Origin of the sequence: Rhodococcus daqingensis (assembly GCF_042665615.1) — a bacterium.
GTDB lineage: Bacteria > Actinomycetota > Actinomycetes > Mycobacteriales > Mycobacteriaceae > Rhodococcus_G > Rhodococcus_G daqingensis.
This window is the reverse complement of the sequence record NZ_JBHTCS010000014.1, coordinates 1-15439: the sequence shown is the minus strand read 5'-3', so window position 1 is coordinate 15439 and position 15439 is coordinate 1. Positions and strand designations below refer to the sequence as shown.

The following is a 15439-nucleotide window of genomic DNA, read 5'->3' as shown; positions in this document are numbered from 1 at the left end:
GGTGTGCTGAGTGTTTCGGGCTACAAGTTGTTCTTTGCGAAAGCGTCGCGGGCCATGTCCGCGTTGCGGGTGAGGAAGCCCTCGGCGTCGTTGATCTGGACGGGACCGAAGAACTGGGCGCCCACGGCCGTGTCGGACTTGCGGGTGGTCTGCCCGACCGGCGCCGACCCACCGCCCTGCGGTTTGCCTTGGCCCTGCTGGTGTTCGAGCAGTTGCTTGGCGACGTCGAATCCGAGGCCGGAGATGCCGGAGGACGCCATACCGGAAAGGAGGCTGGCTACCTCGATGATCGCGCCGACGGCGCCGACAGCGCCGCGGTACGCCTGCTCACCTCGCACGACCGCTGGGTTCGCCTTCGCGATCGTCGACAGTGCTCCGCCCCCGGCTGGGCCAGCGCCGAGCCATGCCTTGACGGTGTCGTTGTGCTTAGACCCGCCAGGCATAAAGTTCGGGTTCGACCCGACGGTGCCGCCGAAGAAGTAGCCGGGGACCTTGTCCTTGACGAGGGCGTCGAGGATCGGACCGAACTTCGCGTTGGTTTCCGCGTCGATGACCCGCTCACCCTTGGCGGCGAGGATCGGGAACACGTCGAGCATCGACCGGCCCATCGGCGGACCCGACTTGCCGGTGGCGGCCCGGTTGATCTGGTATCCGGCCATGTTTGCGGCGGCGACCAGGTCCGAGCCGGACCCGAACAGTCCGTCAGGGCCTAGGAGGGGGTCACCCTTGGGGCCTTCGGGGGCCTGCTCGTCGACCGGGCTGGCGGGTGCCGATACCGGGGTGCCGATACCGCTTGCCATGCCTGTGTCGCCGCTGCCGGTAGGGCTGTAGCCCCCGGGCCAGTTTGTGACGTACACGTCCTGCACCGACCCACCCCGCGACGACGAGTCAGGAGTGGGGGCTGTGGATGTGTCGTTGCCGTTGCGGGCCATCGAATCCGCGAACACCTGGTCCGCCTCGGAGAGCTTGGCCTGATAGTTCGAGCCATCCGAGAACGCCGACCGCTGCACCGACTGCGCTGCCGCCGCCGGATCCATGCCCTCGTAGTCCAGCTGCGCTAGCCGCTCGTAGAAGTCTCCGGCGTCCTGGGTAACGCCCTGACCAGCTGGACCCCAGCCCATTGACGGGCGCTGCTGGAACACGCCAGCTGAGTCGTACTCACTGTTCGGAATGTCCGGCAGATCCTGGAGGTTCGATTCCGCGAGCCCCGCGGCGATGGCGGTCTTGATGCCCTTGTCAGAGATCCCGCGACGCCGCCCTTCGGCGACGATCGCGTCGACGACCCTCTCCCGCTCGGTTCGCGCATCCTTGTTGCCGGTGAGGGGCGCCTTGGCTGCCACGTGCACATGGTTGGTGTGGTCCCCCGCCCCGGCATAGAAGGAGCGGTCGACAACCTTGCCGTTCTTGATGTTCCGCGTGAACCGGGGATCGTCGTAGATCAGCTCCGCCAGTTCGGCGGCGTGGTGGTCGGCGAGATAGTTGGCCCAGGCGAGCTGCTCGTCGGTGTTGCCCGAGCCGTTCGAGAAATCGACGGCGTTGCCACTGCCGTGGTAGTCATTGGCGCCAGCCCGGAATGAGTCGGTGACCTGCAGGCCCGGGGCCTGCTTGCGGGCCAGGTCAATGAGCGATCCAGTGATGCCGCCGTTGGCGAACACTCCGAGGATGCGACCGGTCTCCGCCCAAATCTTCAGCGAGCGTGCCCGCTTGGATGAGGCGTGCGGGATGAACGACTCGCCCTCGGTTTCACCTTCTGCCCACTGCACGAGCCCACCGGGGACAGCGGGCTGCATGACCGCCCGATCGGGCAGCGCCCCTGAGATGCCGCCGTTGGCATACCGGCGGACCGAGCCATTGGCGTTGTTGGGCAGCATCAACCCAGCCAGTCCACCGGTTCGCGGCTTCTGTGCCTCGGGCGTGTTGGCCCCGGTGATCATCCGCTGGTAGACGTCGATGAACGCTTGGCGTGGCTTGTTCGCTACATCGTCGACCTCTTTGCCGGCCTGGGCTGCGTTGGTGGTGACAACGATGTGCCCATTCGGCAACGTGTCGACCTTGAGTCCCAGATCCTGCAGCTTCTTGATGATCTCCGGCGAGTTGTCGGACACCTCGATGTGCTTGCTGTCGGGGATGTCGACGATCTTGCCGCGCAGAATGTCTGCCAGCTGCGAGGTAACGGGCAGGTCCCCAGCCTCAATCTTGAGGGCCAGATCAGTCGGCACCATGTTCAGCTTGGCGGCGAGCTTGTCGATCTCCGGCTGCGGAATCCCCGCAGCCTGAGCCATCCGCACGAACTCGTCGTACATCGGCTGGACCGCGTCGACGATGCCCTGGAATGATGCGCCCTGCTGCTGTGCAGCGGCGGCGACCGCATGCATGTCCGATGCGCCGGTCTTGGCCTGTGAATAGAACGCGGACACGGACGTATTGGCGGAGTTGACGTTTCCGGCCAGGTCAAACAGGGGTCCGTTAACCTCGGCGGCTGCGGTGCGGAGTTCGGCGAGACCATCGTTCCAGCCCTGCAGGGCGTCGTCCATCGTCAGCCCGTCGGACATGAGCTTGTCGAGGGTGGTCGAGAGGATCTTTACCGCATTCGCCGCGCCATCGCCGTTCTCAGCAAGATCGGCCATCGCCTGCGACATGTCCGAGATCGACTTCTTACCGTTCGGGGCAACATCGAGAGTGAATGCGCCGGCGTCGGCGTCGCGCTGCAGCTGGTCCTGCTGCTCCTTGATCTGCTTCCGCGCCTCTTCGTACGCCTTGAGGGCGTCCCCGCCCTGGGTCTTGTACTGCTGGTTGACGGGCTTGGTGGACAGTGGGTCGTCGAGGACGATGCCGACGCCCTGCTTGAACCGTTCCCAGCCCGACAACTGGGATTCCTGTTCGGCTTTCTGCGCCTTGAGGGATTCGAGGGTCTTGTCGGCGGACTTTCCGAGCCCGGCCAAACCTTGCGCTGCCGTGTCAAGCGGAATATGCATGTCGGACAAGGCCTTGGACAGGCTGGTGGTGCCATCCCGCAGCTTGATCTGCGACAGCGCGGCGGCGGCTGCCTTCTGCCCGGCGTCGGTGTACTTTCCGCCGGACTTGCCCATCTCGTCGGCCACACCCTTGACGGCGGTTCCGATCTGCTCGGTCTGCGCCTTTGCGTCGGCGACCGCGGCCGCGTGCTGCGCGAACGCCAGTGTCGCCCCGGTGATCGCGATGCCGAGCGGGCCGCCCATCAGCCCGATGAGGCTGGACAGGCCGGAGCGCATGGCACCGACACCGACTGTGCCCGCGGCCTTGAGCTTGTTCCCGAAGCCCTCCGCCTGACCGCCCGCAGCTGCGAAGGTCTCCCGCAGGGAGGACAGCATCGCGCCGGGACCTGAGGCGGCGGAGCGGCCGAGCCCGACCAGGGACTCGCGGGCGTCGGCGAGTTTGCCGGTGAACTTCTGGCCGATCTCAGTACCGAGCGCGGCCTGCGCCACCTTGAGGGCGACGATCGCGCCGATGACGCCCTGCACCGGGCCAGGTAGGGACCCGAACGCGGACCCGAGCGTGCCAACCGCGGTCCCGATCACCTTCAGCACGTCCGCGGTTGCACCGAATGCGGCCATGCCGGGGCCGGCCAACAGTGAGACGAACGACTCGGCGATCGGCAGCAGGTTCGACCCGATCTCGGCCGAGGTGTTGGTGAACTCGGCCTTGAGGATTCGCATCTGGTTGGCGAGTCCGGTGGAGGTGCGGCCGAAGTCGCCCTGAGAGTCCTTGGTCTGTGCCATCACCACGCCATAGGCGGAGAGAACCTTCTGTGCCGGGGTGAGCGCGTCCTTGGTGGTGGCGATCAGGCCTTGCTTCATCGCCTCCTGGCGGAGGGTGGCGTCATCCAACAGGACGCCGTACCGCTGGATCGGTTCGTTCTCTCCGCGCAACGCGGCACCGAGCGCCTCGATCGCTTCCTCGGGGGTGGTGTTCGAGAACGACGCCATATCCCCGGCAAGCTTGGTCAGGTTCGTGGAGAACCCGACCAAGTCCTTCCCTGACAGGCCTGCGCTCTTGCCGAACACGCCGAACGTGGAGGCGGCCTCGCGGGCGGCGAGGTTCGACATGCCGATGCTCTTGGCTGCGGTCGCCCCGAACGCCTCAATGTCGCGGGCGCCGGACTTGAACACCTGCTGCACCTTGTTGGTGGACTCCGACAGGTCGGACGCGGCCATGACGGCGTCCTTCATGAAGGTGACGGCCTTGTCCAGCGTGAAGGCGGCGCCGATGCCGATCGCCGCCTTCTTCGTCAGCTCGGTGGCGGCGCCGAGGGCATTCATCGACGATGACGCCTGGTCGGCTTCCCGCTTGACCTTCTGCCCGTCGAAGCCGTCACCGACCGCGACGAGGGACCGTGACGCCTTCCCAGCGGCCTGGTCCAGGTCTGCCATTCCCGCCTTGGCGGACTGCATCTTGGTGCGCAGACCGGAGTCGTCGGCGGTGAGGGTGACGACCAATGTTCCTACGTCAAGTGCCACGGGTTACCTCCTCGGGACCTTTGGGTCTGGATGTGGGTCATTGCTGGTCACCCGCGATCTGACGGAGGCTCGTCAGTAGCGCGTCCATCTCGACGACCTTGGCCAGGGTCGCCTGATTGAGTTCCTGAGCCTCGACGTTGGGGGACTCCTCGCAATCCCTCGCCATCTGCACCATGTGGTCGCGCATCGCCTGCCCCATGGACACCAGTACGGAAAGGGCCGGTGCGGGCACCTGGGGCTTGTTGAGGCCGCGGAGTGCGAGTTGGCCGGCGGCCAGGCGCAGGGTGTTGCGCAGTTCGGGCTGCGACATGGTGTCGAGCATGCTGTCGAGTGAGTCGATCTGACCTGCCGAGACCGCGTTCATCAAGGCGTGGAGATCGTCGAGTGCATGTGACTCGTTTCGGTCCGGTGGGAGGTCGATCATGCGGTCTCCTAGATGGGTTCGATGGGGGCGTCTCCGCGCAACTGCGCGAGACGCTCGGAGTGGCTGCGGCACTGCGTGCCGACGAGGACGAGGTACGGCAAGAGCTCCGCCTCAGGCTGAGTCGCGGCAAAGCCCGCCAGGCCAGCGGCGAGAGCCAAGTACCGGCGGCGATACGCGGAAGCAACCACAACGGCCGCGTACTCCAGCCCAGCTAGATCGGATGCATTGCAGGTCACTGCATCCATCAGCCGCTTGGAGCGACGGGCAGCGTGGTCCTCAGATACCGCCCCGATTCGCATCAACTCGGCCTGCACGGTGACCGGATCGCAAGGACGCCCGGCTGCCACCAACGAGCGGATCGCAGCCAGGATCTGCTGGTGAAACGGATCCTCCAGGTCCTCATCCTCGACAAGAGCGAGGACCCTGGTGACTTCCTGAGGCGCCGCGAACCAGGCCATCAGCGACCCGAGCAGCAGTGTTTCCGCGGGCGGCGGCCCGGCCGGTGCCAAAGCGCCGGCCGGAGCCTCCCGCTCATCGGCAATCGTCACGCGGCCTCCTGCTGGAGCAAGTACGAGCAAGCGACGTGTGCGGATGTGGCACGAGCTGACAGAGCAACGCTGACGTCGCGGACGATGTCGCCAGCGTCGCCCGGGGTGCGGGGGCCCCCGGGAGCAGCAATGGCGTACGCCGCGAACAGCGCCTCGATCAGCGCCGGAATCTGATCGAGCTCGATTCCGCGGCCGCCGACGACCACAAGCCGGCTCACCGACGTGTCCGCGTTGCGGCAGACCTGAGCCTCAATGTCGAGTTCGCCCCCATCCGTGGGGATCTCGGCGACGTGGTGGACGAAGTCGACATTGTCGTTCGTCGGTGCGATAGTGGACATTGCTTCGCCTTCCTGTAGCGGGTTGGTGATCACGACGCCCTTGGCCTCGGTGCTACGAACACCGGGATCTGCCAGGGGCGTTGTTGTGTTAATTGGGGCTTGTCTCACGCAGCACTCCCGCCGCCGCGGCGGCTAGCAGATTCCTGTGCCGCGCACCACGCTTCGACTTCACTCCGGCGATACATGACCCGGCGGCCGAGCTTGAATGACTCGGGGCCCACATTGGTCATCCGCCAGTACCGCAGCGTGTTCACCGAAATACGCCTCTCGCGCGCCACATCGTCTGTCGTCATGAACTCCGTCGTGGTCGCCTCATTTGCGGTCGACATCATCTCAACCCCTTCTGCATCTAATGCAGTTGCGATCTGCAGCTGACGCAGATCAGAGTGCCACCACTTGTTCTGCGCGTCAAGCAGTGACAGACTGCGTCATATGCAGCTCTCGGAAGTCAACGCAATCATCGGTGCCAAGATCGCCGAGCTACGCAATGACAAATCGATGTCACAAGCTCAGTTGGCGATGGCGCTCGCCGCTAACCTCGAAAAGGAAAGGGTCGACCCGACAACCATCACGAGACTCGAGCGCGGTCAACGTCCAGTGACGGCTGTCGAGCTAGTTGCGCTGGCCCACATCTTCAATGTGTCGACCGAGGAGTTGATCCCACGCGCTCGACTAGTTGACGAACAGGTGCGCACCTGGCTAAGGCAAGCGGGGAACCTGAGTGTCGAAGTGGTGTCTGTGGAACAGGAGTTGGCTGAACTCAGGGCGGAAAATGACGCAGCCACGGCCCTCTGGAGGGCATTCACGGTGCTACGCGAGTACCAGGCTTCTGGACGGAGGGAAGGAGTAAGTGACGCGCTTGATGACATTGCCCATTACGTCGAGTCATGCACGGAGGGAACACCTCTGGGGCTCCGAATCGATCTCGTCGAAGTGCTTCGCGATATGGAACTCCCGGAGGAGCTGATCGCTGCCGGGGTTGAGTGGGCCGAAGTTGCCGACGACCCTCGCGCTGCGGACAGAATCGTCCCCACCCGACTAGCTCGGTATATCTCGAAGCACGCCCCATTCCCGTTCGGAGGTGGGACCAGTGAGTGATCTAGAAGGGCCACGGCGGAATCGCCGCGCCGGCGTCGAAGACCGCTGGTGGAAGACCATCCGCGAAACAGACGGCAGCACAAAGACTGTCCACACCGCGGGCTGGACAGTCGACGACAAAGGCAAAGACGCCCCACCGGCCCGAAAGCGTTGGCGCGCCCGCTACGTCGACGACACAAGCCGCGAACACACCAAAGCCTTTGACAAGAAAGTTGATGCGCAGGCATGGCTCGACTCGGTCACCGCATCCCTAGTCCAAGGCTCACACGTCGCACCCTCAGCCGGCCGCGGAACCGTCGCCGAACTCGGAACCCGCTGGCTCGCCGCAAACGGGCACCTCAAAGCCACCACCTCCGCCACACGAACCGTGTCCTGGTCAGTCCACGTCCAGCCACGATGGGGAACCACCGCCGTCCGAGACGTACGCACAACCGAAGTGCGGGCATGGGTCGCCGAAATGGTGGCAGCCGGCACCGGCACACCCACAATCGAAAACGCACTCGGAGCCCTACGCCAGGCCCTCGACATCGCCGTCGAAGACCGACAGATCGCCACCAACCCCTGCACCGCTGTAAAGGCCCCCAAACGCCAGCACAAGGCCCGGGGGTACCTCACCCATAGGCAGGTCGAGCAACTCGCCCAGGAGGTCACCACGCACCCCGAAGTTGTGCGGTTCCTCGCCCTCACTGGCCTGCGATGGGGCGAGATGGCAGCACTGCGAGTCAAGGACTTCGACATGCTGCGCCGACGTGTGACCATCTCCCAGGCTGTAGCCGAAGTGAAGGGACAGGTCGTATGGAGCACCCCCAAGACCCACGAGCGACGCTCTGTGCCCTTCCCTCGCATCCTCGTAGACCAGCTGTCCGGGCTCATGCGCGGCAAGGGCAGGGACGACCTGGTGTTCGCTGGGGTGAATGGGGCGGTGCTGCGGGTCAGCACTTACCGTCCGCGGATCTTCGCGCCAGCTGTGGCACGTCTGCAGGCCCAGGCCCTCGGAGCCCGGAAGCGAGAAGCGGAGCAGTCGGGTGAGGCTGTCACCCTCGAGTTCCCCACCGTGACTCCACATGATCTGAGGCACACGGCCGCGTCTCTGGCGATCAGCGCCGGCGCGAACGTGAAGGGTGTCCAACGGATGCTCGGACACGCGAAGGCGAGCATGACTCTCGACGTGTACGCGGACCTATTCGAGGACGATCTTGAGGCAGTGGCCGAGGCTCTCGATGTCGCTGCCCGAGCTGCTCGCTGAATCTACTGCGGACCCACTGCGGACCGAACGCAAGAGAGGCGCTACCCGATCTCTCGGATAACGCCTCTGACCTGCTCTAACAATGGTGGAGCTGAGGGGAATCGAACCCCTGACCTCTTCGATGCGAACGAAGCGCGCTACCAACTGCGCCACAGCCCCGAACCACGCCCCCGAAGGAACGCTCGGCAACTGTAGCAGCCCGGCCCGCCCGAGAAAAAATCGCCCGGTCCGGCCGGTGTTCGCCGTGAATCGGAGCGGTTCGTCCGAGCGTGCGAAGGGTCCTCATTCGGGGAGGATGGCGCCCCGTCGCGTGGTGTCGAGGATGGTCTGCCCCTCCGGGACGGCGTGCCACTGATCGAAGGGCTGCTCGAGCACGAACCGGCCATCGGCCTGCCGCACGAGGGTCCGGGTCTCGGCGTTGCCCGGGTTGTTCAGCGACTCGAAGTACTCGACCGACCAATGGAACCAGCGCATACAGAACAGCCGCATGGTCAGGCCGTGCGTCACCACGAGTGTGTTCGGCGGGAACCCCGGCTTGGCACGGTGCCGGTAGAGGGTCTCCATGAAGGTGCTCACCCGGTCGAAGACGTCCGCACCGGATTCGCCCTCGTTGAACCGGTAGAAGAAGTGCCCGTAGGTGTTGCGCAACCGGGTCTGCCGGGAGATCTCGTCCGGGTCCTGATAGTTCGCCCAGTCCTGTTCGCGCAGACGGGGTTCCTCGATCCGGCGCTCGATCAGGTCGTCGATGCCGAGCGCCTCGAGCGTCTGGTAGGCCCGCAGGTACGGGGAGACGTACACGCAGACCTTCTGCCCGTCGAACTGCTCCCGCAGACGCTCCCCCGCGGCCCTGGACTGCGCCACGCCGCGTGCGGTCAACGGGATCCGGTAGTCCGGGACCCGCTCATAGATCGCGGGATCGATGTTCGCCTCGGACTCGCCGTGCCGGAGCAGCACGATGCGCTCCGGCCCGGCCCCGTCCGCAGCGCCGGTCAACCTACTGACCGACGACCCGGCGCATCTCCTGGGGCGCCGCATCCTCCTCGAACCGGACTTCGTAGTGCTCGAGGTGCTCGAAAACGGGGTCCTCGTCGTCCACCTCGAGCACCACCGCGCCCGGTCGGCGCAGCCGCGACGGGATCAGCCGCAGCTCGTCGTCCTCGCGGGACTCCACCCCGAGCCGGGAACGGCTCAGTCGCGCCATCCGGCGCCGACGGATCTCCTGCTCGAACTGGACCTGCCTGCGCATGTAGGCCAGGTACCCGCCGAGGCCGAGGAAGGCGGCCGCGGCGAGCCACCACAGCATCGGCGAGACGATCAGCGCGAGCGCGGCCGACATGATCGCGACCAGGATCAGGCCGAGGACGGCGCGCTGCCGGAAGCCGTACCGCGCGGCCCGCGCGATCGCGTCGGCCTCGGGGTCGAACCCACCGCGACCGCGGCGTTGCGGGACGTACTCACGAGCCGCGGCCCGCTCGTCGTCGAACTCGTCGACTTCTGCGTGGGTGTCCATGCGGTCCTCCGCGTACCTGGGGCGAGGGGCTTCGCGGCGCCAGTTCGGGTCGCTGCGGTGTCCTGAGGCGGGACCGCGGTGTTGCTGACGCGCGAGCTGGTCGCGGTCGAGCACACGGGTCGCCAGCGCTGCATCGGTGGTCTGACGGATCCGAGGGCGACGTTTCGCCTGCATGGGCAGCAGCACGAACAGCCACATCCCGACCAAAGCGATCCACAGGATCGAGTTCGGCATACCGGCGACCTCCCTCCCAGTCGTCTACCAGCACATTTGACTCAATCAGCCCATTCAGGCTAATTGCCTCGGCGCGCAGTTCCCCGCAGACGCGCCGACTCAACTTTCCCAACTGTCACAATAGTCACTTACCTGAGTGGTGTTTTGCACTACCCGCCACCGAGTGGATCCGACGGGGTCCGCGCGTCAGCCCCACGCCGCCTTGCCCGCCCGGACCAACCTGTCGCTGACGGTGCCCTCGACCTCCTCGATCGTCATCGCGACCAGCAGGTGATCGCGCCACGCACCGTCCACGTCCAGGTACCGGCGCAACAGCCCTTCCTCGCGGAACCCGACGTTGCGCAGCACCGCCTGACTCGCCAGGTTCTCCGGCCGGACGGTGGCCTCCACCCGGTGCAGCCCCAGCGCCCCGAAGCCGTGATCGAGTCCCAGCGCGACCGCCGCGGTCGCCACCCCCTGGCCACCGACCTCCCTGGTCACCCAGTAACCGATCCACGCGGAGCGCAGGGCACCACGCACGATGTTCCCGATCGTCAGCTGCCCGCAGAACTTTCCGTCGAGCTCGATGACCAGCGGGACCATCCGGCCCTTGCGCGCCTCCGAGCGCAGCGAAGCGCACAGCCCGGGCCAGTTCCCGATGTGATGCCTGCCGTCCCACGGCCCCTCCCCCGTCGGCTCCCACGGTTCGAGGTGTTCCTGGTCGCGAATCCGGATCCGGCTCCAGGACGCGGCGTCGCGCAACCGGATCGGACGCAGGGTCACCCGTCCGGCGCCCACGGTGAGCGGGCCGAGATGCGCCGGCCACCCCGGATGCATCGAGTACTTGCGCAGCGGCGTTCCCAACACTCAGCCTCGCTGGGCGAGAAAGGCCACGTCGACCTCGTCGCCGGTCCGGACGTCGGTGACCTCCGGATCGACCAGGACGAGGCAGTTCGCCTCCGCCAGCGTCGCCAGGAGATGCGAGGAGGAGCCCGGCGCCCCGCCGAGCGCCTGCACCAGGTACTCCCCCGTCGACTCGTCGCGCATCAATTGCCCGCGCAGGAATCCCTTGCGATTCTCGATCGAGGTGATCGGGGCCACCGTGCGGGCCGTCACCACACGGCGCATCGGCTGCCGCCGGCCCAGCGCGATCCGGATCAACGGCCGCACCATCACCTCGAACACGACCAGCGCACTGACCGGGTTGGACGGCAACAGGAACGTCGGCACCTCGTCGCGGCCGAGCTGGCCGAATCCCTGCACCGACCCCGGATGCATGGCCACCCGCTCCACCTCGAGGTCGCCGAGTTCACGGAGTGCCTCCCGAACCTGATCGGATGCCCCGCCACCGACCGCACCCGCGATGACGACGATCTCCGAGCGGATGAGCTGCCCCTCGACCACCTCACGCAGCCGACGCGGGTCGTTCCCCGCGATGCCCACCCGGTTCACATCGGCGCCCGCATCGCGTGCGGCCGCGGCCAGCGCGTACGAGTTCACGTCGTAGACCTGCCCCGGGCCGGGGGTGCGATCGATGTCGACCAACTCCCCGCCGACCGAGATGACCGACAGCCGCGGTCGCGGATGCACCAGCACCTTGTCCCGCCCCACCGCGGCGAGCAGGCCGACCTGGGCCGCGCCGATGATGGTGCCCGCCCGCACGGCGACATCTCCCGGCTGCACGTCATCGCCGATGCGCCGGACGTAGTCACCCGAGCGGACCGGCCAGAGGACCTTCACCCTGTTCAGCCCGCCGTCGGTGCGATCGAGCGGCAGGACCGCGTCGGCGAGCGTCGGCAGCGGCGCCCCCGTGTCCACCCGCACCGCCTGTCGCGGCTGCAGCCGGATCGGCTGGCGCGAACCGGCGGCGACCTCACCGACCACCGGCAGAGTCACCTCGACGGGTTCACCGTCCTCGCCCCGGTTCTCCCCGCCCGCTACCGCGACGTCGACGCTGCGCACGGCGTAGCCGTCGATCGCGGCCTGATCGAATCCCGGCAGCGGGCGCTCGGTGACCACCTCTTCGGCGCACAGCAGACCCTGGGCCTCCGAGATCGCCACCCGGACCGGCCGGGGTGCGACCGCAGCGGCCGTCACCCTCGTCTGCTGCTCCTCAACCGAGCGCATGTAGTCACTGCCTCCCGACCCCACTAAGGTCCCGTCTGCTGCAGTCTCTGGATGAGCCAGTCGCGCAGCGAAGGACCGTATTCTTCACTGTCCAGGGCAAAGTCAACCGCAGCCCGCAGGTACCCTCCGGGATTTCCGAGATCGTGTCTCGACCCACGGTGCACCACGACGTGCACCGGATGTCCCTCGGAGATCAACAGCGCGATCGCATCGGTCAGCTGCAGCTCGCCACCCTGGCCCGGGGTGATCCGGCGCAGCGCGTCGAAGATCGCCCGGTCCAGCAGGTACCGGCCCGCGGCCGCGAAGGTCGAGGGTGCGTCCTCCACCTTCGGCTTCTCGACCATCCCGGTGACCCGCAGGACGTCCGGATTCGTCGTGTCCGGCACCTCCTCGACCTCGAAGACGCCGTAGGCACTGACCTGGTCCTTGGGCACGTCGATCGCGCAGAGCACGCTGCCGCCACGCTTCTCCCGGACCCGGGCCATCGTCTCCAGCACCCCGCGCGGCATGACGAGGTCGTCGGGAAGCAGGACCGCGATCGCGTCCTCGTCGTCGTCGAGCACGCATTCGACGCAGCCGACGGCATGGCCGAGCCCGAGCGGCTCCTCCTGGATGACCGACTCCACCTGGAGCAGGCCCTGCGCCTTGCGGACCTTCTCGAGCAGGTGCGACTTGCCGCTGGCCTCGAGCTTGCTCTCGAGCACCAGGTCCTCGACGAAATGGGCGACGACGCCGTCCTTGCCCTCCGAGGTGACGATCACCAGCCGGTTGGCGCCGGAATCGGCGGCCTCACCGGCGACGAGTTCGATGCCCGGGGTGTCGACCACCGGCAGCAGTTCCTTCGGCACCGTCTTGGTTGCGGGCAGGAACCTGGTGCCCAGGCCTGCTGCGGGCACCACCGCCGTGCGGAAGTGCCTGTTCTTGTTGGTGCCGACCTCTGTCATGGACCCACCCTAACCATCTCGTTCGTGCGCTCCGGATTCTAGGGTGGGCAGCATGAGGCCGCGGACCAGGGGAACAGGGTGGCATCGGTGACCGATGCAGCGACAAAGGCACAGTGGCGGGCGAGGGTGCTCGCCGAACGCCGATCACGAGACGCCGAGACCAGGGATGCGGAGAACCGAGCCCTGGCCGCCGCGGCGGCGGACCTCGGCATCGCGCTCGGACCGTCCGCCACCGTCTGCGCCTACGTACCGGTCGGCACCGAACCGGGGTCGACGGCGATCCTCGATGCCCTCCGGCCGCGGGTGGCACGGATCCTGTTGCCCGTCGCCAGGGAGCCCGGCCCCCTGCACTGGGCCGAGTACCACGGCACCGATGCCCTGGTCAGCGCACCGTTCGGCCTACGCGAACCGGGCGAGCCGCATCTGCCGCCGACGGCGATCGCGGCGGCGGCGGCGATCCTGATTCCGGCCCTCGCCGTCGACGGGCGAGGGGTCCGACTGGGCCGGGGCGCTGGGTTCTACGACCGAACGCTCGACCTGGCCGATCCCGCGGCCCGCCTGATCGCGGTGATCCGCGACGACGAGGTGGTCGCGGAGTTGCCCGATGAGTCGCACGACATCCGGGTCGGCTGGGTGCTCACCCCGCTCGGCGGGCTGCGGGCCCTGGGAATAGGAAGCTGATTACCGGCGTTGGCACTCCTGACTGTAAAGTGCTAACGCCTGCCGTATCACCACCCAGGCCTGAGTACCCCGTGCGGAGGATCCTTCAGTGCCCACCTACTCGTATGCCTGCACCGAGTGCAGCAACCGGTTCGACATCGTCCAGTCCTTCACCGACGACACCCTGACCGTGTGCGCCGAGTGCTCCGGCAAGCTGCGCAAGCTGTTCAACTCGGTCGGCATCGTCTTCAAGGGCAGCGGCTTCTACCGCACCGACAGCCGGGGCAGCGGCGGCACCGCCAGCGAGCCGGCCAAGTCCGACTCGGCGGCCACGTCGACCCCCTCAAGCAGTCCCGCGACGAGCGCGGCGACGTCCACCGCGAGCGCGGGCGCGAGCTCCTCCGCCACCTAGTTCCCCGTTCTCCACAGCCGCCTGATCCATCCACAGGCACGCTCGGATGGCGATCAGGCGGCATGTCGCCGCCCTAGCGTGGCCCCATGGACCGCGCACCGATCCCGGGCAGACGTCGACCCCAGCACCTCGACCCCACCTGGGCAGACCGACTCTCGAGCCTGACCAGGCCGGGATCGGCCCGCGTCGCCACCGTCCGCCGGGTGCTCGCCGCCGCCCTGGCCCTAACCGCTCTGATCCTGCTGGTACGCGGCGACCCGGCAGACGACCGGGTCGCCGTCGTGACGGCCGCCCACGACCTGACGCCGGGACTGATCCTGGCCGCCGACGACGTGCGACTCGTCGAGCTGGCCGCCTCCACGGCGCCCACGGGCTCGCTGCGCACGCTCGACGACGCCGTCGGCCACACCCTGACCGGGCCCGCCAGAACGGGTGAGACCCTGACCGACGTCCGGCTACTCGGTCCGCGGCTGGCCAATGCCGCCACCGGCACCACCGATGCCCGTGTGGTGCCGATCCGTCTCGCCGATCCCGAGGTCACCGACCTGCTCCGCGAGGGCGATCGGGTGGACGTGCTCACCGTCGATCCCGACACCGAGGGGCCGGCGCCGAACGCGCGGGTGCTCGCCTCGGCAGCAACGGTGATCCTGGTGTCCCCCAAGGATTCCGGCCGCGGCGCGCGCGAACGGGTGGTGATGCTCGCGTTGCCCGCAGGCGAGGCGACGACGGTCGCGGCCGCCTCACTGTCGTCCGCGCTGACGGTCACGTTCCACTGACTCCCGGATCCCCACCGGTTGCCCGTCGACGCGGGGCGTCCATAGGATTTTCATGTCCGAGAGCATCACCAGCCGACGGAACGGAGACCCAACTCATGTTGAAGGGCTTCAAAGACTTCCTGCTCAAGGGAAACGTGCTCGACCTGGCCGTGGCGGTGATCGTCGGCGCGGCCTTCACCGCCATCGTCACCGCGTTCACCGGCAACATCGTCGAACCGCTGATCGCCGCCCTCGGCGGCTCGAACGAGATGGGGTTCGGCTTCCAGATCACCAACAGCCCCGAGACCTTCGTGAACATCGGGGCCGTGATCACCGCCGCCATCAACTTCGTCATCATCGCGGCGGTCGTGTACTTCATCCTCATCGTGCCCTACAACCACGCCAAGGAGCGGTACATGAACCAGGCGGAGAAGGAGGCCACGGACATCGAGTTGCTCACCGAGATCCGCGACCTGCTGGGCAGCGACACCGCCAGACGCCGCGGCTGAGCCACCGATCGCCGGAGCACCCGGCGACGGAAACACTCTGGGCCCGTATCGAATTCGATACGGGCCCAGAGCTTGTCAGATCAGGTCGGCGACGGATCAGCCGATGCTGAAGGGCTGGCCCCAGAGGGTGACGGTGCCCTTGACGTTCTCGGTGTCGAC

16 protein-coding genes and 1 tRNA gene are annotated in these 15439 nt (G+C 67.1%); 6 read left to right on the top strand and 11 right to left on the bottom strand.

The annotated features are described in order from the left end of the window. Nucleotides 1-20: 20 nt before the first annotated feature. From ACFQS9_RS12275 to ACFQS9_RS12255, 5 genes are all read right to left on the bottom strand, one after another. Nucleotides 21-4496, bottom strand: coding sequence for a phage tail protein (locus ACFQS9_RS12275; RefSeq protein ID WP_378404971.1), 4476 nt, complete (start codon nt 4494-4496; stop codon nt 21-23). A gap of 37 nt (nt 4497-4533) precedes the next feature. Continuing rightward, nucleotides 4534-4920, bottom strand: coding sequence for a hypothetical protein (locus ACFQS9_RS12270; RefSeq protein WP_378404969.1), 387 nt, complete (start codon nt 4918-4920; stop codon nt 4534-4536). A gap of 8 nt (nt 4921-4928) precedes the next feature. Then, nucleotides 4929-5468 (bottom strand): DnaB-like helicase N-terminal domain-containing protein, encoded by a 540-nt coding sequence (locus ACFQS9_RS12265; protein WP_378404967.1) that lies wholly within the window; start codon nt 5466-5468, stop codon nt 4929-4931. After that, entirely contained in the window at nt 5465-5839 is a 375-nt protein-coding gene (locus tag ACFQS9_RS12260; protein ID WP_378404965.1) for a hypothetical protein, read from the bottom strand. Before ACFQS9_RS12260 ends, ACFQS9_RS12265 begins: the two co-directional genes overlap by 4 nt. A 71-nt stretch (nt 5840-5910) precedes the next feature. After that, complete coding sequence (locus tag ACFQS9_RS12255; protein WP_378404963.1) at nt 5911-6138, bottom strand: helix-turn-helix transcriptional regulator; 228 nt, start codon at nt 6136-6138, stop codon at nt 5911-5913. Nucleotides 6139-6238: 100 nt separating this feature from the next. Between ACFQS9_RS12255 and ACFQS9_RS12250 the strand changes: the two genes are divergently transcribed. Both ACFQS9_RS12250 and ACFQS9_RS12245 read left to right on the top strand, forming a co-directional pair. Beyond that, complete coding sequence (locus tag ACFQS9_RS12250; protein WP_378404961.1) at nt 6239-6904, top strand: helix-turn-helix domain-containing protein; 666 nt, start codon at nt 6239-6241, stop codon at nt 6902-6904. Beyond that, a complete protein-coding gene (locus ACFQS9_RS12245; protein ID WP_378404959.1) occupies nt 6897-8150 on the top strand; it encodes a tyrosine-type recombinase/integrase in 1254 nt (417 codons plus the stop codon). The genes ACFQS9_RS12250 and ACFQS9_RS12245 overlap by 8 nt, the downstream gene beginning before the upstream one ends. An 83-nt stretch (nt 8151-8233) precedes the next feature. Here ACFQS9_RS12245 and ACFQS9_RS12240 read toward each other — a convergent pair. The 6 genes from ACFQS9_RS12240 to ACFQS9_RS12215 form a co-directional block, all read right to left on the bottom strand. Further along, nucleotides 8234-8309, bottom strand: a tRNA-Ala gene (locus ACFQS9_RS12240). 123 nt (nt 8310-8432) lie between these two features. Beyond that, nucleotides 8433-9143: a histidine phosphatase family protein gene (locus ACFQS9_RS12235; protein WP_378404957.1), complete on the bottom strand. Its 711-nt coding sequence runs from the start codon at nt 9141-9143 to the stop codon at nt 8433-8435. A gap of 1 nt (nt 9144) precedes the next feature. Beyond that, nucleotides 9145-9894 (bottom strand): divisome protein SepX/GlpR, encoded by a 750-nt coding sequence (sepX, locus tag ACFQS9_RS12230; RefSeq protein ID WP_378404955.1) that lies wholly within the window; start codon nt 9892-9894, stop codon nt 9145-9147. Between the two features lie 186 nt (nt 9895-10080). Further along, a complete protein-coding gene (locus ACFQS9_RS12225) occupies nt 10081-10710 on the bottom strand; it encodes a GNAT family N-acetyltransferase (protein ID WP_378405368.1) in 630 nt (209 codons plus the stop codon). Nucleotides 10711-10740: 30 nt separating this feature from the next. Then, on the bottom strand, nt 10741-12000 hold the full coding sequence (gene glp / locus ACFQS9_RS12220) for a molybdotransferase-like divisome protein Glp (RefSeq protein ID WP_378404953.1): 1260 nt from the start codon (nt 11998-12000) through the stop codon (nt 10741-10743). Nucleotides 12001-12023: 23 nt separating this feature from the next. Continuing rightward, nucleotides 12024-12944, bottom strand: coding sequence for a UTP--glucose-1-phosphate uridylyltransferase (locus tag ACFQS9_RS12215; protein WP_378404952.1), 921 nt, complete (start codon nt 12942-12944; stop codon nt 12024-12026). A gap of 87 nt (nt 12945-13031) precedes the next feature. On the opposite strand from ACFQS9_RS12215, the gene ACFQS9_RS12210 reads away from it, so the two are divergent. The 4 genes from ACFQS9_RS12210 (at nt 13032) to mscL (ending at nt 15280) form a co-directional block, all read left to right on the top strand. Beyond that, nucleotides 13032-13625, top strand: a complete 594-nt coding sequence (locus tag ACFQS9_RS12210) for a 5-formyltetrahydrofolate cyclo-ligase (protein ID WP_378404950.1) — start codon at nt 13032-13034, stop codon at nt 13623-13625. Between the two features lie 88 nt (nt 13626-13713). Next, nucleotides 13714-14016 carry an FmdB family zinc ribbon protein gene (locus ACFQS9_RS12205; RefSeq protein WP_378404948.1) on the top strand — a complete coding sequence of 101 codons (303 nt, stop codon included), beginning with the start codon at nt 13714-13716 and terminating at the stop codon, nt 14014-14016. An 86-nt stretch (nt 14017-14102) separates the two neighbouring features. After that, nucleotides 14103-14792, top strand: a complete 690-nt coding sequence (locus ACFQS9_RS12200; protein ID WP_378404946.1) for an SAF domain-containing protein — start codon at nt 14103-14105, stop codon at nt 14790-14792. Between the two features lie 95 nt (nt 14793-14887). After that, a complete protein-coding gene (gene mscL / locus ACFQS9_RS12195) occupies nt 14888-15280 on the top strand; it encodes a large conductance mechanosensitive channel protein MscL (protein WP_378404944.1) in 393 nt (130 codons plus the stop codon). Nucleotides 15281-15439: the final 159 nt, after the last annotated feature.

Coding starts and splice junctions, on each gene's coding strand:
- ACFQS9_RS12225 (WP_378405368.1), bottom strand. CDS start 10,710: ATGCATCCGGGGTGGCCGGCGCATCTCGGCCCGCTCACCGTGGGCGCC.
- ACFQS9_RS12250 (WP_378404961.1), top strand. CDS start 6,239: ATGCAGCTCTCGGAAGTCAACGCAATCATCGGTGCCAAGATCGCCGAG.
- mscL (WP_378404944.1), top strand. CDS start 14,888: ATGTTGAAGGGCTTCAAAGACTTCCTGCTCAAGGGAAACGTGCTCGAC.
- ACFQS9_RS12255 (WP_378404963.1), bottom strand. CDS start 6,138: ATGATGTCGACCGCAAATGAGGCGACCACGACGGAGTTCATGACGACA.
- ACFQS9_RS12215 (WP_378404952.1), bottom strand. CDS start 12,944: ATGACAGAGGTCGGCACCAACAAGAACAGGCACTTCCGCACGGCGGTG.
- glp (WP_378404953.1), bottom strand. CDS start 12,000: ATGCGCTCGGTTGAGGAGCAGCAGACGAGGGTGACGGCCGCTGCGGTC.
- ACFQS9_RS12270 (WP_378404969.1), bottom strand. CDS start 4,920: ATGATCGACCTCCCACCGGACCGAAACGAGTCACATGCACTCGACGAT.
- sepX (WP_378404955.1), bottom strand. CDS start 9,894: ATGCCGAACTCGATCCTGTGGATCGCTTTGGTCGGGATGTGGCTGTTC.
- ACFQS9_RS12200 (WP_378404946.1), top strand. CDS start 14,103: ATGGACCGCGCACCGATCCCGGGCAGACGTCGACCCCAGCACCTCGAC.